Origin of the sequence: Seonamhaeicola sp. NFXS20, from assembly GCF_049132085.1 — a bacterium.
Classification (GTDB): domain Bacteria; phylum Bacteroidota; class Bacteroidia; order Flavobacteriales; family Flavobacteriaceae; genus Seonamhaeicola.
Map to the genome: position 1 here is coordinate 660,266 of NZ_JAFMPU010000002.1, position 25,633 is coordinate 685,898.

Consider the following 25,633-nt stretch of genomic DNA (forward strand, 5'->3'; position numbering starts at 1 on the left):
GTTTAATTGGTAACGTTTAATGTTACTGTTTCAAAATTATTTGATGCTGGACCAATACCAATTTCAAATTCGCCTGGTTCAACGACGTATTTATGTAGTTCGGTATCAAAGAATTGTAAATCTTCTGGTGTAATATTAAAAGTTACTGTTGTAGATTTCCCTGGTTTTAAAGTAATACGCTTTATACCTCGTAAACTTTTTAATGGTCGTTTAACCGAACTCTTTAAATCTTTAATATACAATTGTACAACTTCTTCCCCTTGCAAATCTCCTACATTTTTCACCTTAACAGATACTTTTGTTGCCTCTGTAGTTTTAATTTGATTTTTATCTAATTTCAACTTTTCGTAGCTGAATTTTGTATAGCTTAAACCGAAACCAAAAGGATATAAAGCTTCTCCTTCGTAATACCTATAAGTTCTACCTTTCATACTGTAATTTACAAATGGTGAAAGTTCTTTATGCGATGTATAAAAGGTTACAGGTAATCTTCCTGAAGGGTTATAATCTCCAAATAGCACGTCGGCAATAGCAGTTCCACCAAGTTCACCAGGATACCAAGCTTCTACAATAGCTGGTAAATTATCGTTTTCCCAGTTTATGGCTAGCGCACTACCGTTTAATAATACTAATACAACTGGTGTTCCTGTTTCATGTAGCGCTTTTAATAATTCGGTTTGTACTTCTGGTAAATCGATGTTGGTTTTATCACCTCCATCAAAACCTTTTGAGTTTACTGGCATTTGCTCGCCTTCAACACCTGGAGAAATTCCACCAACAAAAACAACAACTTCTGATTTTTTTGCTAAATCAATCGCCTTTTCAAAGGAAGTCTTTTCTGGTGAAGCCCACATAAACTTTAGTTTTGCAGGATAACCTTCATGATAATATTTAATATCAACCTTATAAGTTTTTCCTTTTTCAAGTTGAATTGACTCATCTATTACACGTCTTTTAGGTTTGTTCGTATTATCTACAATTACTTTACCATCTATAGCTAACGTATAACCTTTATGATGACTTTGTAATCCTAATTTGTAAGTTCCTGAAACATCTACTTTAATATTTCCTGTGTATTTAATAGCAAATTTTGCTTCGTTTAAACCTTCAACAAGATTTAAATTCCAGTTTGAATTAATCACTTCTTCTATACGGGTTGCCACTGGAGTTCCTGTAAATTCGTGATTGTTATAATATTTTGCTTGCAACCCTTTTTTACCATCAAAACTTAAAACCTCACTAGGAACCAAAGACATTGTAGGTTCTTTAGAAATTAATTGTGTACCAGCTTCGTAATAAACCGTGGTGTTTTCTGAAACTTTATTTTTAATACCATCTAAAGGTGTGAAGTATTGCGAAGGAAAACCATTATAGTTTCCTAAAAGCACTTCTAAATCGTTTGCATTAGGACCAACAACTGCGATAGATTTTAAATTCTTTTTTAATGGTAATGTTTGGTTTTCATTCTTTAATAAAACAATAGATTTTTGAGCAGTTTCTAAAGCTAAAGCTCTGTGTTTTTCTGAACTTACCACATCCATTGGAATGCTTGCATAAGGCACCATTTCGGTAGGATCGAACATGCCTAATTTAAATCGTGCTTTAAAAATTCGTTTTAGAGACACATCAATTTCATCTTCTGTAATTAAACCTGCTTTAACGGCTCCTTTTAAATACTCGTAACGCGAACCACAATTTAAATCTGTTCCTGCTAAAACAGCTACTGCAGCCGCTTCTTCTTTAGAATCTACGTAATTATGATAATCGTGAATATCTCTAATAGCATTACAATCTGAAACCACGAAACCATCAAAACCCCAATCTTTACGTAAAATATCGTCTAGTAATTGATGACTTGCACAACAAGGTTTTCCCATGTATCTGTTATAAGCTGCCATTACAGAGTATGCTTTACCTTCTTTAACTGTTGCTTCAAAAGCTGGTAAATAGGTATCGTATAAATCACGTTCAGTAGTTATAGCGTCGAAAAAGTGTCTCTCTGGTTCTGGCCCACTATGCACTGCAAAGTGTTTTGGAGTTGCTACTAACTTTAAGTATTTCTCATCATCACCCTGTAAACCTTTTACAAAGCTTACTCCCATTCTTGAAGTTAAATAAGGATCTTCGCCATAAGTTTCTTGACCACGCCCCCAACGCGGATCACGAAAAATATTAACGTTAGGTGTCCAGTAGGTTAAACCTTCGTAACGTTTGTATGATTTATTACGTTGTGCTTCATGGTGTTTAGCTCTTGCTTCATCTGAAATTACAACGGCATCGTTATATATTAAATCTGTATCAAAAGTAGCCGCTAAGCCTATTGCCTGTGGGAATACTGTGGCTTTACCAGCACGAGCTACACCGTGTAAACATTCATTCCAATATTCATGCGCAGGAATATTTAATCTTGGAATAGCAGGCGCATCATTCATCATTTGCCCTACTTTTTCATCAAGAGTCATTCTTGATACTAAATCGTCTACACGTTCATCAAAAGATAAAGAGGTATCTAGATATGGTAATGTTTCTTGAGCTTTAGATGGACTAACTGCAACTAAAACTAGTACTATTAAAATTTTTAATTTAATGTGTTTCACTTTTAAATTATTCTTAGGATTATTTATAATTTACTTCAACCACAGAAATAGAATTTGCTGGAATATCTACAACTTGAGCATGATTATCTTTTAACCAAATGTCGAAAGTTTTTGTTTTGTTAGATTGATTTTTAATAAACAGATAAACATTGTTATCATCTTTAAGTGTAATTGTATCACCATACCAAGATGCCGATGCTATACGTTTCATTCCTGGTTTCATAAACCTTCCAAAAAGAGCCATGACCGCATAATCTGGATTGTATGTTACTGTTTTATCTTTTCTGTTGATTTTAATTAAACTGTTTTGTTTCCATCCCCATCCACTTGAAGAATCTTCATTTAAAATCATGTTCCAATAACAAAAGTTTGGCACCCCATGATTTATAAACCCAGCAACTTCATTAAACCTTGAAAATGCTTGATCTACACTATTTTTACCACCGTAACAATTACCTTCGGTATGTAAAAATTTAATATCTGGGTAAACCGCTTGCATATTTTCCACTTGTCTGGCATTCATGTATTGTACACCAATACCATCAACTGCTTCTCGCCATGTTGTATTTGATACAAATTCTAAACCATCCAATCGCTTTGCTGTACGGAAAGAACCCGCCCAAATTTCAGCTGGTATATTATCTTTTTCGAACTGTGGACGCAAATAATTAATTACAAACTCTCCCATTTGCTCTGGAGGCATGTGGCAAGACGGGTATTTTGTAGAAATATCTTGCTCGTTTTGAATTACAATTTTATTTACTGTAATACCTTCTTTAGCATAAGCATCTACATATTTAGAAAAATATTTAGCGTAGGCTTTGTAAATTTTAGGATCGTCTTTTAAAACATTTTTCTCAGGAAATTCTTCCCCTCTATCCATTAACCCCGATTCTTTCATCCAACCTGGAGGACTCCAAGGCGATGCAAATAATTGCATGTCTGGATTGTACTTATAAGCCATTTGAATAAAAGGAATAACGCTTGTACGTTCTCTTTCTATAGAAAACTTTTTCATTTCAAAGTCGTTTGCTACTTCGCTATAACTATAAGCATCAATTCCAAAATCACTTGCGCCAATAGCGGTTCTGCACACTGTAAAATTTGCACCATTAACATCAAAAAGGTTTTTCATAATCTCATTTTGCTGTGCTTCACTTAAAGACATTAATGCTTCGCCTCCTATTTCGTTAAAAGCACCGCCAATTCCTGTTATGGTTTGAAAAGATATATCTGGATAAATTCTAACAGAAATACCTTTTCCTTCTGATTTTGCTTCTTGTGTTTTTATTGGATTTGAAGCTATTTTTTCACCTTCAACTAATTTCACATAATGCACTTTAGCATTACGCTGTGCGTTTATTGAAAAGGTGATTGATAGAATAATAGTTAATGTTAAAACGATCTTTTTCATTTATTCTTTACTTTTTAAATTTCGCTTTTAACACTACAGGGTAACTATCTCCATTAACAGCAGGCATATTTATAGTTAATCCTTTATTAGTTTGTTTAAATGAAACTTTTCTACCATCGTACAATTGTGTTAATCCTTTAAGAGTTCCTGGACTAACTTCGCTTGATTTTGCAAAAGAAGGAATTACAAATTCACCACCTTTAGGATTCATTACTATAATGTAAAAATCGTCTCCTTTGGTTGTAAATCTAACTTCATCATTAGCAAAAGCAGGCGTTGCAGTAGTACGTTGATTAAAATGCTCGCCGTGTTTTTGGTTTTCTGTGGCATTTCTAAGTTCACCTTCAACAGTTTCAACTTCTTCTCCTCTTACACTTTTACCATCCCCAAAAACTTTCCAAGGACGTGTGCCATAAATAGCTTCACCATTAATTTTTAACCAATCGCCAACGATAACAACACTCTTTTTTATTTCGTGCGGAATAGTTCCATCAGGGTTTAATTCCATGCTTAATAATAAATTACCATTTTTACTAACCGCTTCAATTAGCATTTCAAGAATAGTACGTGCATTATGTGTTAAATGGCGATCTTTTTTGTAAAACCAATCTGTAAATGTAATTTCGGACTGCCAAGGGTATTCACGTAAAGTATTACTACCACCAGATTCTACTTCGTTTACAGTACCTTTTGCTTTACGTTTTAAAAGCATTACAGCATCAATTTTACCATTTTCGCTTAAACTATTATTATAAAGTTTACGTGTTACTTCTTTTCCGTAATCGCCATAAGTAAAGTTAAATCCATCGTTATATAATAAATCTGGCTTATACTTATCAACTAATTCTATATGACGTTTTAGCCAGTTTTTTTTGATATCTTCAATAATTTCAGGTGTACGATCTTCTGGAGCTGGACCGTATAAATCTTTTGGGTCTAAACCTTCCCACCATTTCCCTTTTCCGTCTGCTTTTGTTAAGCGTGCATCGTAAGGTACACCTGCATATTTACCTTCTTTATCTGAGCCAAATGCAGGTTTCCACCAATTTAAAAAACGGTCGTCATGACTGGTAACTCCAAATTTCAAACCTGCTTTACGTGTAGCAGCTTCAAACTCACCAATAATATCTTTTTTAGGACCAACATTAACCGAATTCCATGGATGGTAAGACGAATCGAACAAATCAAAATGATCGTGATGGTTTGCTAATGCCACAATATATTTTGCTCCATTTTCTTTTGAAAAATTAATTAGAGCTTCGGCATCAAATTTTTCGGCTTTCCATAAGTTTATAACATCTTTATAGCCAAATTCTGAAGGATGCCCATAAGTCATTAAATGATAGGGATATGCCATTTTACCAAAAGTTTGTCTACCAACATCTTGCATGTACATGTGGCGTGCATACCAACCGCCACCTTGTTCTGGCACCGCTTGTGGCCCCCAATGAAACCAAATGCCAAACTTAGCATCTCTAAACCATTCTGGGCATTGGTACTGTTCTGCTAATTCGTCCCAGGTTAATGCTTTTTCTTGTGCTGTTAGTGGAATAGCTGTTAATGTAACAAGAAGTGTACAAAGGATTAAATTACTAAGTTTTGGCATTAATTTCATCTTGTTCAAAGGGATATATTATTATTTTTTTGTTTTAAAGTTATATGCTTCTGGATTATCGAAAAGACCGAATTCACGTTTTGTTAAATCTGCAGGGTCACCAACTTCTTTAATTAATTTTTCAAGCTCTTGTTGTAAATCTTCTTTAACTTCTTTATAATTTTCATCATCTATAAGATTTACAAGTTCCCAAGGGTCATTTTTTAAATTAAATAATTGATAGGTGTAAACCTCTTTTTTAGCACTAACAATTAATTTAAAATCGCCTTTACGAACTGCTCTATGCCCACCACCATTGTTAATGTTTGGGCGTGTTTTTTCACCAGGCCATGAATTATACGCGTAAAACATACTTTCTCTAACCGCATCTTTTTCTCCTTTAATAACTGGAGTCAAATCTTTTGTTTGAACAGACTCAGGAATATCTAAACCTGTTAAGCCACATAAAGTTGGAAAAATATCGTGCAAATAAGCAAAGGCATTTGTTTTTTGATTCTTAGGAATGTTGGGGCCACAAAATACCATAGGCACACTTACACTGTGCTCATAAACATTTTGTTTTCCTAACAAACCATGCTGACCTAATGCCAAACCATTATCTCCCGCTAAAACGATTATTGTATTATCGGCTTTTCCTGAAGCTTCAAGAGCTTTTAAAATACGACCAATTTGAGTATCGGTTGCGGTAATCATTGCGTAATAATCTGAAATTTCTTTTTGAACTCTTTCAGGAGTTCTTGGGAATGGTGCTAAGCGTTCATCACGAATTTTTTCGTCTGCTAATTCAAAAGGGTGCTTAGGCATAAAGTTTTCTGGTAACGCAATATCTGCTACAGGGTACATGTCGTGATATTCTTGTGGTGCAGTTCTTGGGTCGTGAGGTGCTGTAAAAGCAACATACATTAAAAATGGATCGTCTTTTTTATAAGAATCTAAGAAATCAACCGCAGCATCAGCAAATACTTCACTACTAAACTTTTCATCATTTTTATAAGGCTCAGACCAACCTGTTTCAGGAGAATAATCTTTCACTTTAGTTCCAAAATGTCTTGTCATTCCACCTAAAAAAGCAGATTTAACTGTACTAAAACCACGTTCTACCCACTGCTCTCCGTTATGTTGTTTTCCTGTAGCAAAAGTGGTATAACCATTGGCTTTAAAATACTCTGGAAAGGTTAATTTATCGCTTTTTCCTTGATCTTCTTTATTAAATGCGAATTGCGCGTAAACATTTGGTTCAATATTAAAATAGTGGCGCCCTGTCATTAACATAGCTCTACTAGGCGAACAAACAGCGGCTGTAGTTGCTCCCAAAATATATGAATTTGTGAAAGCTGTACCGTTTCTAACTAACTTATCCATGTTTGGTGTTTGCACATTGTATTTATGCAATTCGTTAATGGTTCCGTTGCGTTGATCATCAGTGAAAAGAAATAAAATGTTTGGCATTTCTTTTTCTTTGGATACCGTTTTTTCTTCTACTTTTTCTTTACATGAATTAACACCTATAAAAAGTATTAAAACAAAAATTCTGATTAGGTTTTTAGTATTGCTCATTTTTATTGTGAACCTTATTTTAAAATTATTATTTTATTAATCTTCCCAAATTTCTGGTTTTGGAGCTTCTAATTTCTGCCCTATAACAACATCCTTTTTACGCTTTGAGGGTGTTACTTTTAAATGTTTAATTTCTCCATTAACTATTTCACCTTCAACTATAGTATTTTGTTTTGCATACAACTTAAACTCAGCACTCCAGTTTGAAGGAAACGCTGGTAAGAGTATAATTTTATTGTTTACATTTTGTAAAATCATACGTTGTAGAGCTGTTGCGGCAACCGATGAGTGTTGTACATCTGGTGTACCATCGTGTGTAGACATAAAAAAACCTGGGTAACGTTGTTCTGGAACCGGACGGTGTAATGCCCAAACCACTTCTTTCTGCACAGAATCGGTTAAACCAACCATAGCTGCCATAATGGCTTCTGGATGCCAACCTCCACGAAGATATCCTGGAGCCCATTTTGGGTTTTTACCACCAACATCATCAACTAAAGTTGTACGGTTTTTGTAGGTATCTTGAGCCATTTTTAAATCTGGCAAACCAACACCATACAAATGATACGGGAATACTGAATACAATTCGGCAACTTCTACATTGGCTTTTTTAGATTTTATTACTTCGGCATTAGCCAAAATTTTTGTTCCGTTTCTATCTCTGGTTGGAATTTCTGGAACTCTAGCTAATAGTTCCTTCCAATAAGTTCTATCTGCTTCTGTTGTTAAATGGTCAGGAAGTTTTAAGAGCCTGCCCAATACCGAACGTAATCCTGCAATAAAGGGCATTGGATTATCTGCTTTTCTAAATGTTTCTAAAACATGGACATCTGGAAAATATAATTTACCACCTTTATGTGGCCAATGCAAGTCAAAAAACTTAACCACTTCTGAAGCAAAAGGGATGAATTTTTCTTTGGCAAACGTTTCGTCTAAAGTATAATCATAATGCTCTGATAAATACCAAGCCACTTCTAAACCAGCATTCCAATGAGTTCGGTGCCATTGAGATTGTTGTTGCCCAGGTTCTAAACCTTCTCTGTTAACACCATAAACCCCAGGAGCAATAACTCCCCAAAGTGTTGTAGATTCGCGAACTACCGTACCTTCATGTCTAAAAACAGTATTGGTGTTTTCTTTCATTAAATTGAATCCTCTCATATATAAATTGATAAAAGGATTGGTGTATTTAAATTGTCCGGCAGCATTCATGGAGTAAAATGGCAACCGTACATTTTGATGCAACATTAAATTACCCCAAGAACGATGGTCTTTATCTTTAAAGTGTTTTATACCGGTATGATTGCGTTGTAAAACTTCATTTAAATCTGGGGCAAACATAGAACCGTTCCAGATTATTGGAAATTCGCCTTCGCCTGCCATAGCATTTAAATACATAGTGTATGCGTAACCTGCACTAGTTTGTTTAGCTTCTTTAAATCCGCTTAAATGAATGTAACTACTATTCCAAAAATTTTGCCACCAAGAAACGTGGTTTTCCCAATTTGTTTTTAAATTGATTTTTTTAGAAACCTGAGCATTTAATTCCTCTAACCATTTTTTAGCAGAGTTAACACGCTTGTTAAGTGTATAAATTTTTAAATGATTGCATTTTCTTGGTTTAGAAACTAAAGTTGTATCGGAAGTATTAACCATTTTATCTCCAACAATAGTTGCTCCAAAGGTTCTATTTTCTAAAACATTATCAACCTTTTCTGGGTTTTTAATTTCTAATGCTTTTAATGTCCAATCAAAGGCTTTTGTTGAACTATTTCTATGATACCAAGTAATGGCTTTTTTATTGCCGTTTACAATAACATCTGGAGATTCTGTAACGCCACCAGGAATACCTTTTAAGTTAGTTTCGTTAATTAACTTTGGGGTTTTTCTCCAATTATGAAGCGTGACATTGATTTTGAATTTTGAATCTGAATTGTTTTCAACATGAATAATATTGTTGTTCTTGTCTATCCAAATTTTAGACTTAAATCCATTATCCCCTTCTAAATAAATAACGCTTTCTGTTAAAACAAGTTCTTGTTTGAAAGTGTTTTTAAACGGATTAGGAGTTACTTCTACTTCAACATCACTCAATTTTAATAGTCGGTGAGCTTCAGACCAAGCATCAACATGTCTTACTGAAATCCAAAGATGACCATTTTCTAAAACAGAAACCAAAGCCCCTGTAGTACCGTTACCAAGGGGCATAGCATCAGAAGCTATTTTGCTTTTTTCAGTCCATGAAACATTATACGCATCAACAGATAAATTTTGACTGTTAAGTTTAACACTTATTAAACAAATGCAAATGAATATGACTGATAATTTAAGTTTCATAGGGGATTTTTTCTTCTATTTTTAATGCTTCTTTTTAATGTTTTTTTTATTTAAATATCTGTTTAAATTTTCTTCATTTAAAGCATCACTGTCACCGTACTTTTGTCTCATACGTTCTAGTTGTTCATGCATATCTTTTTGTACCGATGCATATTCTAGATTATTATATACATTATGCATTTCTGATGGGTCTTTTTCTAAATCGTATAATTCCCATTTATCAATATCATAGTAAAAGTGGATTAATTTATAACGATTAGTTCTAACTCCGTAGTGACGTTTAACCTTATGCTCTGCAGGGTATTCGTAGAATGTGTAATAAATTGCATTTCTCCATTCACTGGCTTCTCCTTTTACTAAGTCTCTAAGAGACTCTCCTTGGATTGATTCGTCTATCTCTACACCTGCATAGTCTAAAAACGTAGGAGCGAAATCAATATTTTGTACCAACTCGTCAATTACAGTTCCTGGTTTAATTTCTTTAGGGTACTTCATTAAAATTGGTGTTCTAAACGACTCTTCGTACATAAAACGTTTATCGAACCAACCGTGTTCTCCTAAGTAAAATCCTTGATCTGATGTATAAACTACAATAGTGTTTTCTTCTAAACCGTTTTCTTTTAAATAATCTAAAACTTGCCCAACGCCATCATCAACAGATTGAATAACTCTTAAATAATCGTGCATGTATCGGTTATACTTCCAAGCGGCAAGCTCTCTTCCTTCTAAATTTTGAGATTTAAAATCTTCTATAATTGGGTCGTAATAGGCATCCCAAGCGGCTTTTTGTTCATCGGTCATTCTATCATATTTTCTTTGGAACATGCCACGATATTTCGTTTTAATATCTCCATCTTTATCTAACATTTTTAAATCGTAAACGAGATCCATGTCTTTAAAAATGCTCATTTCTTGTGAAGCTGCCGCTGGTCTATCTTCGTAATCATCAAAGAAGTTTGCAGGTGGTTCAAAGTTTACAGAATCTAAAAGTGTAAAATATTTTTCCTCTGGCATCCACGTTCTGTGTGGTGCTTTTTGGTGATACATTAATAGGAATGGTTTGTCTTTTTCTCGCTTATTCTTTAACCAATCTAATGCAATGTCTGTAGTAACATGAGTTACATAGCCAGGGTATGTTTTTTTAACACCATTTTCTATAAAATCTGGCGAATAGTATTGCCCTTGCCCCGGAAGTACGTTTGAGTAATCGAATCCTTGAGGTAAACCATCTAAATGAATTTTACCAACTAAAGCCGTTTGGTATCCATTTTTTTGTAGAGCTTTCGCAAAGTTATCTTGATTCCAGTTAAATGGTTGTAAATTATCCACCTTACCATTTTTAAAACTATGTTTTCCTGTAAGAATGGCGGCTCTACTTGGAGCACAAATAGAATTATTTACAAAACCTTTATTAAAAATGGCTCCTTCTTTAGCAATTCTATCAATATTTGGTGTGTTATTTAAACCATGGCCGTAAGCACTAATAGCTTGGTAAGCATGGTCATCGCTCATTATAAAAACAATGTTTGGTTGAGTACTAGTGGTTTCTTGATTATTCTTACAACTACTAAGAGTCATGACTAGCATTAAAAAAATCAATTTGAGACCCCTATTTTTAAATAAAACTTTGATTTTTAATTGTTTATCTATCATTATTATATAATTTAACAAATATGGTTGTAACACAAAAACTATTTGAACACAAAGTGAGAAATGAAATAAGATTCTATTTCTTTTCTAAAATCTGCCCAACTTATTGTTATAAAATAAAGCACAAAATAGCATTGATTAAAATTACTTCGACCAATAACAACTCTAAAAAGGTGTTGGTAAAGAAACTACCGTTATTTATTTACCTAAGTATTTTTAGTTAAACAATACTGATAAAAACATATGTTAAGAACCATATATAAACTAATCCACAGTTAATCTTGGTAAGTTAGGTATGCAGAAACCAACCAATGATTTGCTTTTCCTTTTTCGGCTTTTGTTGCGGGAATAGAAATTCTTAATGTATGTTTTCCAGATTGTAATTTGCCTAAATTTACCGTAAACGGTTCTACTTTTGAACCTGGACACCAATTTGATCTTGAAAGGTCTGAAGATGCTAATCGCTCTTCTATTTCCTTAATCTTATATGTTTTTGTTTTTCTATCTCTGTAATAAGTAGAATCTTTCTTTAACCAAACACCAGAAGTTGGGTTAAAACGTCTAAAAGATGCGCAATCGTCACGCCACGGAATAGTATCTAAAACCAATTTATTATCAAAAAACACACTGTTTTTAATTTTAATAAATTCATCTCCTCCGCTATGGCCTCCGTGGCCTGTAGTTATATAATGTAACTTTACGTTTTTAAGGCTTTTATCAATTTCAAAAGAATAATTTAAAGGCCCTTCTGCAAAAAAATAAGGCAATGATTGCCCTTTAACATAGCTTACAGCATTTACAAGCGGCATTACTTTTCTTTGTTTTCTGGGTCTATCAGAATAAATAAGACTTAAATCTATTTTATATCCCGTTTTGGTCCATGTATCAATCCAAACACCAATATAAAATGTTCCGGTAACTAGACTTTCTAAATCTGAAATATCCTGATTCCAAACTACTTCTTTTTCCCATTTAGGAATGTATACTGGTTTTCTATGTTTTGCCTCGTTGTTACTATAATACCCAACCCCAAAAGGCGTCATAAATCGCAATAATTCTACAACGGGTTTGTAATTTTTTGTAGCTAATACACCCCCATGTTTTTCGCTCATATATGAAGCTTTTGGAAATTCTTTCTTTCCTTTAGAAACATCTATAATAGAGATTTGATTGGGATCTGTAACCACAAAACAAGAACCTGATTTATCCCATTTATCTCCGTTTGATTTTAATGTTAACTTTACAGAAACATCGGTTCCTTTAGGAAATTTAGGAACGGTTATCTTTTTTAAAACGATTCTTCCTCCTTGAAGTCTTTGAACATCTGGATTTGGATTTTCTTTTCCGAAGTTTATAATTTGATTTTTAAAAACAACCTTTTCAATAGTATTTTGAGAAATTATGTTTTGACTAGCACTTAATATTACAAATAAGGCAATTAATCTTAACTTCATTTTAAAATGATTTTTAGTGTTGTTCCTTTTACTAAATCTGTATGATTAACAAAGTAACTTTTGTGGGGTTTGCCATTTAATTGAATTTCATGTATTACCCCTTCTTTATTACCAGATTTTTCAATAACCAACTCTTTTCCTTTGTAATACTCTGCGTTTAATGAAATAGTAATTTTATCAAAAACAGGAGTTGTAATAGTATAAGTAGGTTCTGCAATAGATACTGGATAAAAGCCCATCATACTATACACCAACCACGCCGACATGGTACCTGTATCATCATTACCTGGAAGACCGTTTGGTTTATTTCTAAAATGCTTATTGGCCAATTCTCGAACCAATTTTTGAGTTCGCCATTCTTCTCCTTTTACGTAGTTAAATAAAAATGGATAAGCAATATCGGGCTCGTTAGCCATATCAAATTGATTAGTATCAAAAACGTTTTGTAATTCATTTACAAAACTCTTTTTGCCTCCATAAAGTTTAATCATTCCTTTAACATCATGAGGTGCCATAAAAGCATACTGATAGGCGTTCCCCTCTATGTAACCTACATTTTCTTCAAAATTTGCACCTGCTAAGGGGTCAAATGGTTCATAGAAAGAACCATCGGCATTTCGGGGTCTTAATAATTTATAATTTTTATCGTATAACTTCCTGTAAGAAATTGAACGTTTTTTAAAAATCTTATAGTCTTCTGTTTTACCCAATTCTTTAGCTAATACAGCAATAGCATAATCGGCAGCATTGTATTCTTGGGTAGTTGAAACAGGGCCTCTTTGTCCAACCACTAAATAGCCTTTTTCTAAATAGTTTTTTAAACCAGGGCGCAACGGATTGTTTTCTAAAGCTGTGGCACTTTTAAGCATTGCTTTGTATGCCTTATTTACATCAAAATCTTGTATGCCTTTCATGTAAGTATCTGTAATAACAATACTTGCTGGATCTCCAACCATGGTAAACGTTTCGGTAGAATTTAATTCCCATTTTGGTAACCAACCATTTTCATCGTACATATTCAACATGCTTTTTACCATGTTTGATTGTTGTTTAGGGTAAACTAACGACATTAATTGGTGTAAGTTTCTATAGGTATCCCAAAGTGAAAATACTGTGTAGCGTGTACCTTTTGTATTTCCTATTTTACCTGTTTTAATTTCTGGATAATCACCATTAATGTCGTTTAACGTATTTGGATGAATTAAGGTATGGTATAAAGCTGTATAAAAATTGATTTTATCATCTTCTGTACCGCCTTCTACTTTTATTCTTGAAAGTAGGCTATTCCATTGGTTAAATGTTTCTTTATATACATCATCAAAAGACTTATTGCCTGTTTCTTTTTCAAGATTTTCTCTGGCATTTTCAATACTTACATAGGATACGCCAATTTTTACTTCAACAGTTTCTTCCTTTTCAAATTCATACGAAAAATAAGTACCAATGCTATCGCCTACCACCATTTTTGTGTTACGTTCCATCATTCTGGTTTTACCGTTGTAAGTCATCCATTTGGCTTCTTCACCATGGTAAACATCAGGTTTTTTCCAAACTCCAAATTTTTTGGCAGGTTTAGAAAATTTAGCCACAAAATACACTGGGTAAGCATCTTCTGGACTGTTATAACAAAACGAACCTACACTTCGCATACCTTGAATTTCGGTTGGAGAGACTACTTGTACCATGGCTCCTTGCTCGTTAGTTAAGCCTAATCCTAAATTAATTAGGATATTAGATTTACCTTTTGGAAATGTAAATTTATTAACCCCAACGCGGGTTGATGCTGTAAATTCTGTTTTAATATTATATTTATCGAGTGTATTACTGTAATAACCCGCTTTTCCAATTTCGTTTGAATAGGTAGTGCCATACTCTAAATGATTGGTTTTAACCTCTCCTGTAGTTGGCATTACTAAAATTACGCCCAAATCTGGACAACCAACACCACTTAAATTTACTTGACTAAACCCTGTTAAAAAGGTGTTTTCGTAAACATAAGGGTTAGATAACCAACGGCTATCTTTTTCTAGTTTATTTTGTTTTCCTGAAACATTAAATGGCGATACGCTTGCCATACCACGTGGTGCTATTGGACCAGGATAGGTTGCCCCAAAATTAGAGGTACCAATAAAAGTGTTTACATACGTAGCACACTCTTGTGATGCTACGCATGAAACACGAAACATAAAATAAACTAAAAATAAAACTATTGAAAACTTAAACTTCATTAAAAACTAATAATTAATCTATTAAAATTTCATCTATAAATATCCAAGCTTCTTTAACTTTTATATCACTTTTATTGATTTTAGCCTCTACCTTTATATATCTGGCTTTTTGTGCTTCAAAATCAATACTAAAATCTTTTAATTTAGGTTCGTTATAAACCTTAAAAGGTTTTTCAATTTTACCAACTTCTGTGAAGTTTTCGTTATCATCAGATAGTAAAACATTTATTTCTGTTGGGTAATAAACACTGTTTTTTTGGTTTACCATGCTCCCAATGGTTACTTTGCTTATATTTTTTTCTTCGCCTAAATCTATAACAACTTTAGCGTCTTTATTTAACCAAGCTTGCCATCTGCCATCGCGAAAATCTTTACTACCACGTAACGTATTTACTAAATTAAAGGCTTGAGAACCTTGATACCTTTCATGATAATTAGTTACATAATCAACTTTACTCGCTACGCCTTTATGAAACGTAATTGTTTCTTTAAACACATGATTTATTGGTTTATCTGCTTCAAATAAACTCGCTTTAATTACTGTTGTTTTATTTACGACTATAGGTTCAGTAAACGGAATCGCTTCAGAATTTAAATCCGCATCGTTTAAAACATATCTTATATCTGAGTCTGGAAATTCATTCTGTAATGTTATTGCTACCGATTTACTCTGAATATCTGTTTTTACCTTAGAATTAATAATATAGGCGCTTTTTGCATAATTTACATCTAAATATTCAAATCTGTTCATGATGCTTTTTAAACGTCCTGAAAAATCATTCCAATTTCTTTTTTCTTTTGGACTCCAAAGGGCTTCAGATAAAGCAGTTAATCTTGGAAAAATCATGTATTGCGAATGTTCTTCGGTAGGAATATGTTCTGCCCAAACATTGGCTTGTCCGCCTAAAATATGCTTTTCTTCTTCTTGAGTTAGTTCTCCAACAATAGGTTCGAATTGATATACTTTGCTGACTGTAGTAACTGGTCCTGCTGCTTTTGGCTCTAAATCTGGTGTACCTTGGTAATAATCGAAATAGCAATAGCCAACAGGAGACATAATAGCATCATTACCATGTTTTGCAGCTTCAACACCGCCCTTTACACCACGCCAACTCATTACCGTAGCTTCTGGTGCTAAACCACCTTCTAGAATTTCATCCCAACCAATCAGTTTTTTTCCTTTAGAATTGATGAATTTTTCAATTCGTTTTATAAAGTAGCTCTGTAATTCTTCTACATTTTCAAGCTTTTCTACTGCAATTCTTTTTTTACAGTGTGGGCAAACTTCCCAATTAGTTTTAGTAGCTTCATCACCACCAATATGAATGTATTTAGAAGGAAATATATCCATTACCTCTAACAGTACATTTTCTAGGAATTCAAAAGTAGATTCTTTTCCTACACAGTAAATATCAGTTATAGGCCATAAGGCTCCAGAAGGCACCGCAATTTGCTCGCCATGACAAGATAACTCCGGATACGCTGCAATTGCACTCGACACATGCGCAGGCATTTCTATTTCTGGTATAACCTCAACACCTTTTGTAGCGGCGTAGGCTACAATTTCTTTTAATTCTTTTTGAGTTAAAAAACCGCCGTAAGTTCCTTTTTCATCAGGATTATTATCTTTTCTCGCATTCCAAGGTAAATGTTCTTGATCTACTCTCCACGCACCTACTTCGGTTAATTTTGGGTATTTTTTAATCTCTATACGCCAGCCCTGGTCATCAACTAAATGCAAATGCAAAATATTCATTTTGTGCAATGCCAACATATCAATAGTTTCTTTAATATAATTTTTACCAAAGAAATGACGCGATAAGTCTAGCATTAATCCGCGCCACTTAAAGCGTGGACTGTCGGCAATTTGAACATTTGGAATTTCCCAATCGATGTTTTTAATAAGCGTATCACTTTCTATTTCAACAGGTAGCAACTGTCTTAAACTTTGAATAGCGTATAAAAACCCTGAAGTACTTGACGCTTTTACAACAACATGGTTTGTGCTTGCATTAATTGTATATGCTTCTTGTTCTAAACTGTTATCTGTTTCTAATGAAATGTAATTTGAAGTGGGTGTTTTTGTTGTAATTTTTAAATCCCAATTGGCAGCATTTTTAAATTTATCGATAAGTAGTTTAACAGCCTGTTTTTGTTCGTCATTCGACACAACAAACACGGTGTTTTCATTAAACCGAAAAACACCTTCTGTAATATTTAAATGTGCAACTTTGGGAATAATATTTACATCGGCTTCCGTATAAACCTTAGCTGATTTTTCTTGGCATGAGTTTATTAGTATACCTGTGATAAGTAGAATAAAAAATGATATATGTGATGCTTTTTTCACTAAATAAATCTATTTTTTCTTTATTTTAAATCCTGCATCTTCCATACGATTACCGTTTTCTTTATCGTAAACGGCATAGTTAAAACCGGGCCTTATACTATAACCGGCATGTTCACCTTTTTTATTAACCGCAATAAAACCAACTTGTAAATAGGCCATATCTTTATGGTTTTTATGCTTGTTGTAAATGCGTTCTACAATTTCTTTACAAGCCTCGTAAGGCGATTTTCCTTGACGCATTAACTCTACAACCATGGCACTTCCGGCAGTTCGTATTACAGCTTCTCCTAAACCGGTTGCTGCAGCTGCACCAACTTCATTATCTAAAAATAAGCCAGCTCCAATAATTGGAGAATCACCTACTCTACCATGTAATTTCCAAGCCGCTCCACTGGTAGTACAACCACCAGAAAGATTGCCTTCTTCATCTAAAACCAACATACTTATGGTATCGTGATTTTCAATATTTATTACAGGTTGATATTTCGATTTTTCTAACCATTTTTTCCAAGATTCTTTAGATTTTTCGGTTAGTAAATTTTCTTCTTTAAACCCTTTTTCTAAAGCAAATTGTAAGGCGCCTTTACCGGTAAGCATAACGTGTGGCGTTTCATCTAAAACTTTTTTTGCCACTGCTATTGGGTGTTTTATGCCTTGTAAAAAAGACACCGAACCGCAATCGCTATTCTTGTCCATTATACAAGCATCAAGCGTTACTTTACCTTCACGGTCTGGTAATCCACCGTAACCAACACTACGTACATTTGGATCGGCTTCTGGAACACCTACACCGGCAACAATAGCATCTAAAGGTGCTGCACCATTGTTTAACTGTTTCCAGGCTTCTTCGTTTGCTGCTAAACCATGTCTCCATGTAGAAATTACCAAAGGTTTTTTTACTGGTTTTGCTTTTGAAGTGTTTTTATTAGCTTCCGCGGAAGCTGAAAAACTACTTAACAAAGCACTTAAACCAACAGTTCCTAAGGCCGTATTTTTAATAAATTTTCTTCTACTAGACATGATAAATAGACTTTATTCTTTTGAAGCTTTTATAATTTCGAATTGCTCATCAGTCATATGATAATCATCAAAAAATGCTACCCCACTTGCGCCATTATCTTTAGCGTATTGAATGGCTTGTTTTAAATCTTCTGGCGTTAGTTTTGGTGTATATAGTCCGGTATGTAACTCAACTGGTTTACCTTTTAAATCTTCTACTCCTTGTTTTGTAGCATAACCAATCCAATCTAATTCTTCGTTGTAGAAGTTGTAATAAATCATTGGTAAAACCATATCAATATTCCATTTATCCCAACGCTGACGTACCATGTGATCTGCCATTTCAGGATAAGGAAACACTGCTGCACTTAATTTCTTATCATGTTTATGTACAATGTCGTAAGCTTCGTTAACTAAGGAACGAATTTCGTTCAAACGGAAGTTTTTCCACTCAATATCGATAGCTGGGTTTTCCATTTTACGAGGATCTTTATGATGTAAAGCCATAAACTTATTTACACTAGCATCAGAATAATCGAAATCGTAATCAGGTAATTCTTCTTCTTGTTTTAAATCATATTTTGGTAATAAACCAATTGGTAAATATACATCTGGATAACGTATATAATCTAAATGTACACTAGCAACACCTTCTACTTTTGCTAAACCTTCAACAAGACTTAAAATGTGCTTTCTGGCTTCTGGGTGACTTGGTGATAACCATTGGTAATACCCAACATATGGTCTTTCTTCCTTTTTAAAACAAGATTTACCACTGCGGCTTACCATGTACCAATCTGGATGTTGTTGCGCTATAGAATCTCCTGGTCTGTTTGTAGTAAACATCCACGCGTGTACTTCTAATCCTGCTGCTGTTGCTAAAGGCGTTAAACGTTTTAATAAACCTGGATCTGCTCCTGTGTTTAATAAAACAGCATCAATACCTTTACTTTTTAATTTATTGAAGTGTGCCGTGTACGCTGAATCTGATTTTTTATGACCAACCGACATCCAGTTCCAATACTTAAAAGTTTTAGTAGTTTCTTCTTTATTTGTAGCAACAGGTTCTTCTGAAGCGGTTTCTTTAGTAGCTTGATTGCATGATACTAATGAAAGTACCAATCCAAAAAGTGCTATTTTAAGTTTCATAGGGTTAATTTTATTATTTGGTTATAAATTTTCCGTTTTGATTTACTATTAATGTTTTTCCTGAAAAAGGACTAACAATTGAAAGGTTAAAACCTGTACTATGATTCTCTAATTTTGGAACCACCGCCTTATCATCAATTTTTATACCTTTTTGAGTTAAACTATCAATAGATTTAAAATATGTGCTGTTTTTTTTAAAATGTGCGATTTGCTTTCTATACATACTATACAATTCCCACTTAATTTTTTCATCTGAAGCTATATTGAATACATCTTTAGCTCCCACTTCTTTTGATGAAAAATATACATAACCCCATTTTTCTGGTTCATGCATGTTAATTACTCCCATTGGCGACCAAACCCAATTGTATTCGTGTAACAATTTCCCTTTCTCGTCACGTTTTCTTTCGTACTTACCATCTTTAATTTGGTAATCCCAATTAACTCTTGAAAAGTTAACTCGCCAATAAGAATCTGTTGGAACGTTTTTATGAAAATAGCCTTTTTTATAAGCCTTCCAAGGAATAGCAAGTTCTAACACCCAACCTTCATCTATATCTTTAGGATTGTTTAGTGTTCCGTTAACTTTAACAGCCGATTTTAAACCAGTTATATTCCAATCGTTTAAAACCACATTATTTTTTCTGTAAGGTTGACTAACAAATAAATCCCAAGCTGTGTTTAATGCGTTAATCTCTAATTCGTAATAATTATGAGTATCGCCATCTGGATCTATAAACACCTCAAAATCATTATTATGAAAAATTATAGTATCTCTTTTAGTTAACGTTGCCCATACATGAGGTTCTTCGAGCTGTGCTAAAATATAATAGTACTTATCGTCCCACAACATTTTAACTTTTGTTTTATATTTTGGCTGTTTAACACCTTCAATATCAATAAAAGTATCGCTCCAGTCTACCTTACTCCAAGCAGCATCATTAGCTTCACCATCAATTTGTATTGGTGTGCTCGTTTTATAAGCAATATAACTTTTTGGTGCCTTGTTTTCTTTACTTTGCGAACAACCTAAAGCAGACACTACACCAAGAATTAAAACGAATATGTGCTTTTTTAACTTCATTTAATATTATAAACTATTGTTTTTTGTAAAGGCAACCACCTCACTTAGTTTACCGAATGCCATGGCTACCACAGTATCTGCAGCTCCGTAATAAACCGCTAACTTATCTTCTTTTTCATCATGCAATGCTGCACAAGGAAAAACAACGTTAGGTACATCGCCATTTTGCTCGTAATTTACTGCCGGACCTAATAAATAAGGTTGCGTTCTGTATTTTACTTTATCGGGTTCATTTTCATCTAAAAGTGCTGCGCCCATAGCGTATCTAAAACCGTTGCAGGTATTTATTACTCCATGATATAACATTAACCACCCTTCATTTGTTAAAATAGGAATAGGTCCTGCCCCTATTTTTGTGCATTGCCAAGCACTATCTTCAAAATTAGCCGCTTTCATTACACAACGGTGTTCTCCCCAATATTTCATATCTGGGCTGTAGCTTATGTAAATATCTCCAAAAGGTGTATGTCCGTTATCGCTTGGTCTACTTAACATGGCATATTTTCCATTTATTTTTTTTGGAAACAACACACCATTTCTGTTAAATGGTAAAAATGCATTTTCGCATTGAAAAAACTCTTTGAAATCGAAAGTATACCCAATACCAATCGTTGGCCCATGATAACCGTTACACCAAGTTATCCAATATCTATCTTCAATAAACACAACGCGTGGGTCGTATTTATAGGCAGATTCAATCATGTTTGTATTTCCTTCTTGGAATACAATAGGTTCATGCTCGATATCCCAATTGATACCATCTTTACTAAAGCCTGCAAAAATATTCATTTGCACTGCTTTATTATCACATCTAAAAACACCTGCAAAACCATCTTTAAAAGGCACTACGGCACTATTAAAAACACTGTTTGATGTTGGTATAGCATACCTATCTATTATAGGGTTTTCGCTATAACGCCACATAACATCGTTACAATTTTCTGGTTTATCCTGCCATGGTATGGTTTTCTTCATCTTCAACTTTTGAATATATTTTGAGTTTTTGTAAATCTTCTTCCTCGGATAAGTTACGAACTTTATTTAACCAAGTGAATTTTAAAATTATGCTTGTTATAATAAAAATTATAAGTGTTATCCACATTTTAGGGTAATCTCTAATCATAAAATAAATAGGCAACAAAATCATGCTAGACTGCCAAACAATACCAATAGCACAGTTTAACATATCCATTCCAAAATTATTGTTTTTTGAAATATTTTTATCATCCTCTTTCAATGCTTGAAATACCGGATTCCACCAGCCCCAAGGTCTTACGTTTTTGTAGAAAGCCTTTAATGTTTTCATTGAGGTTGCAGGCGTAAACCAAGTTCCTAAAAAAGAACCTGATAAGGATACAAAAAATATAATAGGGAACATATAAATGGCAGATATTTGAGACACGTTGTAAAACCAAGAACCGACTTCAAAATTATCTTTATTTTGATCTAAAATAAATTGTAATGTAGCAATAAACAACCCTGAAGTCATTCCCCAAAAATACCCCCATCCATTAAATCGCCACCAAATCCATTTTAAAAAATTTGCCGCCACATAACCTCCGTACAGCGCACTGGTAATCCAAAGTGTTATTGCATTAATAGATTCAGCAAAAAAGCCCATAATAACACCAAGCGTTACTACCCCAAAAGAAGCTAAATGACTTGCTCTTATGTAGTGCTTGGGTTCTGCATTATTTTTAAAATATTTCTTATAAATATCATTTACAATATATGCAGGGCCAGAGTTAACAAATGCCGAAAAAGTAGACATAAATGCTGCCAATAAACCTGCAAGTAATAATCCTTTTATACCTACGGGTACATGATAATTAATAACATTAGGTAAAATTATTTCTAAATCGCCAAGATTTAAAGTAGGTGATACTGCTAGCTCTGGGGCAATAAACACTAATGCCAAAACAACAATACCTCCTATTAATAAATAACGAGGAATGAACAAGATTAAATTTGTAAATCCGCTCATATAAGCAGCTTCTTTTACAGAACGGGTTGATAAAATACGCTGCATATCATAGCTTGGTGTAGGACCTGCAACACTAGCAAAAAAGCCTTTAAACAAACACATACCTATAAAGGCTCCAAACATTTTGTAACCTTGTGTATCTACTAAATTATTAAATGCTTCAAATTTTCCTGTCCATGTACCTTCTAATGTATTTCCAAAGAAAATTGTACTCCATTCTGTTGAAATTACGTTATTTATTTCAACATCAGAAACTGTTATAAAAGCATAAATTGCAATTAAAATTCCTGCTATAACCATAATGCCATACTGCAACACTTCGGTAGCTACTACCGAAAACATACCGCCTTTTATGGTGTAAATTGTAGTAAGAAAAATTATGATTAGCGCATAACTTTGACTTGATGTTAAGAGTTCGCTACCATTGAATATGAAGCTTAAATCCCAGGGCAAAATTATGGTCATAAATTTACCTACTCCTTCAAAAAAATAAGCGATAAATCCAACCGATGCTACTATAGCAAATATAGCTACAATTAAATGTGATGCTCTACCTGCTCTGTCATCTCCAAAACGGGTTAAAATCCATTCTGAGCCTGTCATGATATTGGAACGTCTAATCCAAATTGCCAGAAATACCATGATAAAAATTTGGTTCCAAATAGGCCACATCCACATGAACATAAAACTCTTAGCTCCGTATAAAAACAAGAGACCAACCATCCACGCAGTTCCAGAAACATCAAACATACCAGAACCATTACTTAAACCCAAATAATACCATTTTATACTTTTACCTCCTAAAAAGTACGAGTTTAATCCTTTTGAGGCGCGTTTGGATACCCAAATACCAACTCCTAAAGTTAATACTACATACAGTACTATTATTAATACGTCTATAATATCCATTAGTTATTTGAGTTTTTAGCTGTTCCCCATTTTTTATTAGGTGTATTTCCCATAAAAAATTGAAGTGTTCCTCCTTTTAAAATGGTTTCATGAGAAATATTTGTTTCATTAAACGGTTCATTATTTAATGTTGCAGATTGAATGTATATGTTTTCTTTAGAGACATTTTCTGCTTTAATAATGAAGGTTTTTCCATTGGGTAGATTTATACTTGATGATTCAAAAATTGGACTTCCAATTTCATACTGAGTAGAAGCTGGATTCATTGGATACAGACCAATAGAACTTAACACATACCACGCACTCATTTGTCCACAGTCTTCATTACCACTTAATCCATTTGGTGTTGTGTTGTATTGCGTATCTAAAATGTAACGTGACCAATATTGGGTTCGCCAAGGTTTATTAGCATGATTAAACATAAAAGCAATATGGTGACTAGGCTCGTTACCATGAGCGTATTGCCCTATGAGCCCAGAAATATCTGCCGAAACGTTACTACCTGTAATTTCAGAACTTTCGGTAAACAACTGTTCTAGCCTTTGTGTAAATATCTCATTTCCGCCATGTAATTTGGCTAAGTCTTCAACTGCATGAGGTGTAAACCAGCTGTGTTGCCACGCATTACCTTCGGTATAATCGGTATGTTCTCTATGGTTAGAATATTTAGGGTCGAATGGCTCATTCCAAGATTTACCATCTTCAAACTTGCCACGCATAAATCCTGTTTCTGCATCAAATAAATGCGTATAGGCTTTAGAGCGCTTTAAAAAGAATTTATAATCATCTGTTTTACCTAAAGCCTTTGCCATTTGTGCAACACACCAATCATCATAAGCATACTCTAGTGTAATGGTAACCGATTCATCTAATAAGTTATAAGGTATATAACCGTATTTTTTATAATGACTAAGCCCTCGCTCATCTTGCATCATAGTGGTTTTCATTGCTTCATAAGCTTTTTCTGCATCAAAACCTGTAATTCCTTTTAAGTAAGCTTCTGCTATTACTGGTATAGAATGATACCCTGTCATGGTGTTTGTTTCATTTGCATAAAGTGTCCAAACAGGAAGTATTTTTTTTGTTTGATAATATGACAGCATAGAATTGATGATGTCTGAAACTTTATCTGGAGAAGTAAGCGTTAATAATGGGTGTTCTGCTCTAAAAGTATCCCATAGCGAAAGTGTGGAATATGCTGTGAAATTTGTAGCAGTTTCAATAGTGTCATTCTCTTTTCTATACTCACCATTTTTATCGCTAAAAGTAACTGGCGCTACATGAGCATGGTACATTGCTGTGTAAAAGATGGTTTTTAGCGAATCTGTTTTTGTTTCAATACTAATTTTAGACAACACATCTTCCCATGATGCACTTGCTTTAGCCTTTACTGATTCAAATTCAAATCCTTCCTCTAAATTTTCTTTTGCATTTTTTATACTTACAGATGATAATGCAACTTTTACTTTTAATTCTGAATTTTCAACGTTATCAAAAAATATTTGAGCTGCCGTTTTAGTACCCACTGTTTTTTGAGAGCTTACTTTATTATTATCTGCTGCTAATTGATAATCTATTATTGGTTTAGAAAACTTAGCTACAAAAAATACTTTTTGGTTTTTAGCCCAACCTTTACTAAATCTATGCCCTGTAATAGTATAATCATCTTCTATTTGCAATGAAGAACTCGTAGCTTTATCCCAGTTAATTGCAAAACCTAAATCTATAACTACCGATTGTTGATCGTTCTTTTTAAACGTATATTTATGATAGGCTGTTCGTTTAGAAGTGGTTAGCTCTACATTTACATTACAATCATCTAGAAACACTTGATAATACCCTGGAGAAGCATTTTCGTTATTATGACTATAAGAAGACTTATAAGTTAAAGAATCTCTAGATTTTGGCATTTTAGAAATATCTACTTCTTTATTTATGGGCATAATTAACACATCTGCTAAATCACCTATTCCTGTACCACTTAAAGCTAAATGACTAAAACCAACAGCAATAGAATCTGAGTAATGATATCCAGAACACCAATCCCAACTACTTATACCATTAACAGGAGTTACTTGCAACATACCAAAGGGAACGGTAGCTCCTGGATATGTATGCCCATGCCCGCCTGTACCAATAAAAGGGTCTACATAATTTGTTAAAAACTGTTTTTTATTGTTGTTTTTACTAATATTTTTGTTGCAGCTAACCACAAAAACTACCAGTAAAATGAGTAGTGTTGTTTTTTTCATGTTAGTCGTTTAGCTTGTTAAAGTCATAAATTTTTATAAATTTAGTTATTAATA

General features: G+C 33.7%; 15 protein-coding genes. All 15 read right to left on the reverse strand.

Annotated features, from left to right (window positions below; genetic code table 11):
* Window positions 1-2: 2 nt before the first annotated feature.
* The 15 genes from J1D01_RS06105 to J1D01_RS06175 all read right to left on the reverse strand — a co-directional run bounded on the left by J1D01_RS06105 (window position 3) and on the right by J1D01_RS06175 (window position 25,579).
* A complete protein-coding gene (locus J1D01_RS06105; RefSeq protein ID WP_421150179.1) occupies window positions 3-2,597 on the reverse strand; it encodes a glycoside hydrolase family 3 C-terminal domain-containing protein in 2,595 nt (864 codons plus the stop codon).
* Between the two features lie 19 nt (window positions 2,598-2,616).
* Entirely contained in the window at window positions 2,617-4,011 is a 1,395-nt protein-coding gene (locus tag J1D01_RS06110; protein WP_421150180.1) for a glycoside hydrolase family 30 protein, read from the reverse strand.
* A 7-nt stretch (window positions 4,012-4,018) separates the two neighbouring features.
* The gene (locus tag J1D01_RS06115; protein WP_421150181.1) at window positions 4,019-5,617 is read right to left on the reverse strand and encodes an alpha-L-fucosidase; all 1,599 of its coding nucleotides are present in this window, start codon (window positions 5,615-5,617) and stop codon (window positions 4,019-4,021) included.
* 30 nt (window positions 5,618-5,647) lie between these two features.
* On the reverse strand, window positions 5,648-7,183 hold the full coding sequence (locus J1D01_RS06120) for a sulfatase-like hydrolase/transferase (RefSeq protein WP_372938155.1): 1,536 nt from the start codon (window positions 7,181-7,183) through the stop codon (window positions 5,648-5,650).
* A gap of 36 nt (window positions 7,184-7,219) precedes the next feature.
* Window positions 7,220-9,520 (reverse strand): DUF5703 domain-containing protein, encoded by a 2,301-nt coding sequence (locus J1D01_RS06125; protein ID WP_421150182.1) that lies wholly within the window; start codon window positions 9,518-9,520, stop codon window positions 7,220-7,222.
* A 21-nt stretch (window positions 9,521-9,541) separates the two neighbouring features.
* Window positions 9,542-11,098: a sulfatase gene (locus J1D01_RS06130; RefSeq protein ID WP_421150183.1), complete on the reverse strand. Its 1,557-nt coding sequence runs from the start codon at window positions 11,096-11,098 to the stop codon at window positions 9,542-9,544.
* Between the two features lie 347 nt (window positions 11,099-11,445).
* Window positions 11,446-12,624 carry a PNGase F N-terminal domain-containing protein gene (locus J1D01_RS06135; protein WP_421150184.1) on the reverse strand — a complete coding sequence of 393 codons (1,179 nt, stop codon included), beginning with the start codon at window positions 12,622-12,624 and terminating at the stop codon, window positions 11,446-11,448.
* Window positions 12,621-14,852, reverse strand: a complete 2,232-nt coding sequence (locus tag J1D01_RS06140; RefSeq protein ID WP_421150185.1) for a GH92 family glycosyl hydrolase — start codon at window positions 14,850-14,852, stop codon at window positions 12,621-12,623. Before J1D01_RS06140 ends, J1D01_RS06135 begins: the two co-directional genes overlap by 4 nt.
* Window positions 14,853-14,865: 13 nt before the next feature.
* Window positions 14,866-17,202, reverse strand: a complete 2,337-nt coding sequence (locus tag J1D01_RS06145; RefSeq protein ID WP_421150186.1) for a family 20 glycosylhydrolase — start codon at window positions 17,200-17,202, stop codon at window positions 14,866-14,868.
* A 9-nt stretch (window positions 17,203-17,211) separates the two neighbouring features.
* Window positions 17,212-18,222 carry an isoaspartyl peptidase/L-asparaginase family protein gene (locus tag J1D01_RS06150; protein WP_372937346.1) on the reverse strand — a complete coding sequence of 337 codons (1,011 nt, stop codon included), beginning with the start codon at window positions 18,220-18,222 and terminating at the stop codon, window positions 17,212-17,214.
* Between the two features lie 12 nt (window positions 18,223-18,234).
* Entirely contained in the window at window positions 18,235-19,350 is a 1,116-nt protein-coding gene (locus J1D01_RS06155; protein WP_421150187.1) for a family 10 glycosylhydrolase, read from the reverse strand.
* Between the two features lie 13 nt (window positions 19,351-19,363).
* Window positions 19,364-20,434, reverse strand: a complete 1,071-nt coding sequence (locus J1D01_RS06160; RefSeq protein ID WP_421150188.1) for a carbohydrate-binding family 9-like protein — start codon at window positions 20,432-20,434, stop codon at window positions 19,364-19,366.
* 6 nt (window positions 20,435-20,440) lie between these two features.
* Window positions 20,441-21,409: a glycosidase gene (locus J1D01_RS06165; RefSeq protein WP_421150189.1), complete on the reverse strand. Its 969-nt coding sequence runs from the start codon at window positions 21,407-21,409 to the stop codon at window positions 20,441-20,443.
* Window positions 21,381-23,327, reverse strand: coding sequence for a sodium:solute symporter family protein (locus J1D01_RS06170; RefSeq protein ID WP_421150190.1), 1,947 nt, complete (start codon window positions 23,325-23,327; stop codon window positions 21,381-21,383). The genes J1D01_RS06165 and J1D01_RS06170 overlap by 29 nt, the downstream gene beginning before the upstream one ends.
* Window positions 23,327-25,579 (reverse strand): GH92 family glycosyl hydrolase, encoded by a 2,253-nt coding sequence (locus J1D01_RS06175; protein WP_421150191.1) that lies wholly within the window; start codon window positions 25,577-25,579, stop codon window positions 23,327-23,329. The genes J1D01_RS06170 and J1D01_RS06175 overlap by 1 nt, the downstream gene beginning before the upstream one ends.
* Window positions 25,580-25,633 lie beyond the last annotated feature (54 nt).

Bases quoted from the DNA above. Each gene is read 5' to 3' on its own strand.
- J1D01_RS06110 (WP_421150180.1), bottom strand. From the start codon at position 4,011: ATGAAAAAGATCGTTTTAACATTAACTATTATTCTATCAATCACCTTT.
- J1D01_RS06115 (WP_421150181.1), bottom strand. From the start codon at position 5,617: ATGCCAAAACTTAGTAATTTAATCCTTTGTACACTTCTTGTTACATTA.
- J1D01_RS06120 (WP_372938155.1), bottom strand. From the start codon at position 7,183: ATGAGCAATACTAAAAACCTAATCAGAATTTTTGTTTTAATACTTTTT.
- J1D01_RS06125 (WP_421150182.1), bottom strand. From the start codon at position 9,520: ATGAAACTTAAATTATCAGTCATATTCATTTGCATTTGTTTAATAAGT.
- J1D01_RS06130 (WP_421150183.1), bottom strand. From the start codon at position 11,098: ATGACTCTTAGTAGTTGTAAGAATAATCAAGAAACCACTAGTACTCAA.
- J1D01_RS06135 (WP_421150184.1), bottom strand. From the start codon at position 12,624: ATGAAGTTAAGATTAATTGCCTTATTTGTAATATTAAGTGCTAGTCAA.
- J1D01_RS06140 (WP_421150185.1), bottom strand. From the start codon at position 14,852: ATGAAGTTTAAGTTTTCAATAGTTTTATTTTTAGTTTATTTTATGTTT.
- J1D01_RS06150 (WP_372937346.1), bottom strand. From the start codon at position 18,222: ATGTCTAGTAGAAGAAAATTTATTAAAAATACGGCCTTAGGAACTGTT.
- J1D01_RS06155 (WP_421150187.1), bottom strand. From the start codon at position 19,350: ATGAAACTTAAAATAGCACTTTTTGGATTGGTACTTTCATTAGTATCA.
- J1D01_RS06160 (WP_421150188.1), bottom strand. From the start codon at position 20,434: ATGAAGTTAAAAAAGCACATATTCGTTTTAATTCTTGGTGTAGTGTCT.
- J1D01_RS06165 (WP_421150189.1), bottom strand. From the start codon at position 21,409: ATGAAGAAAACCATACCATGGCAGGATAAACCAGAAAATTGTAACGAT.
- J1D01_RS06170 (WP_421150190.1), bottom strand. From the start codon at position 23,327: ATGGATATTATAGACGTATTAATAATAGTACTGTATGTAGTATTAACT.
- J1D01_RS06175 (WP_421150191.1), bottom strand. From the start codon at position 25,579: ATGAAAAAAACAACACTACTCATTTTACTGGTAGTTTTTGTGGTTAGC.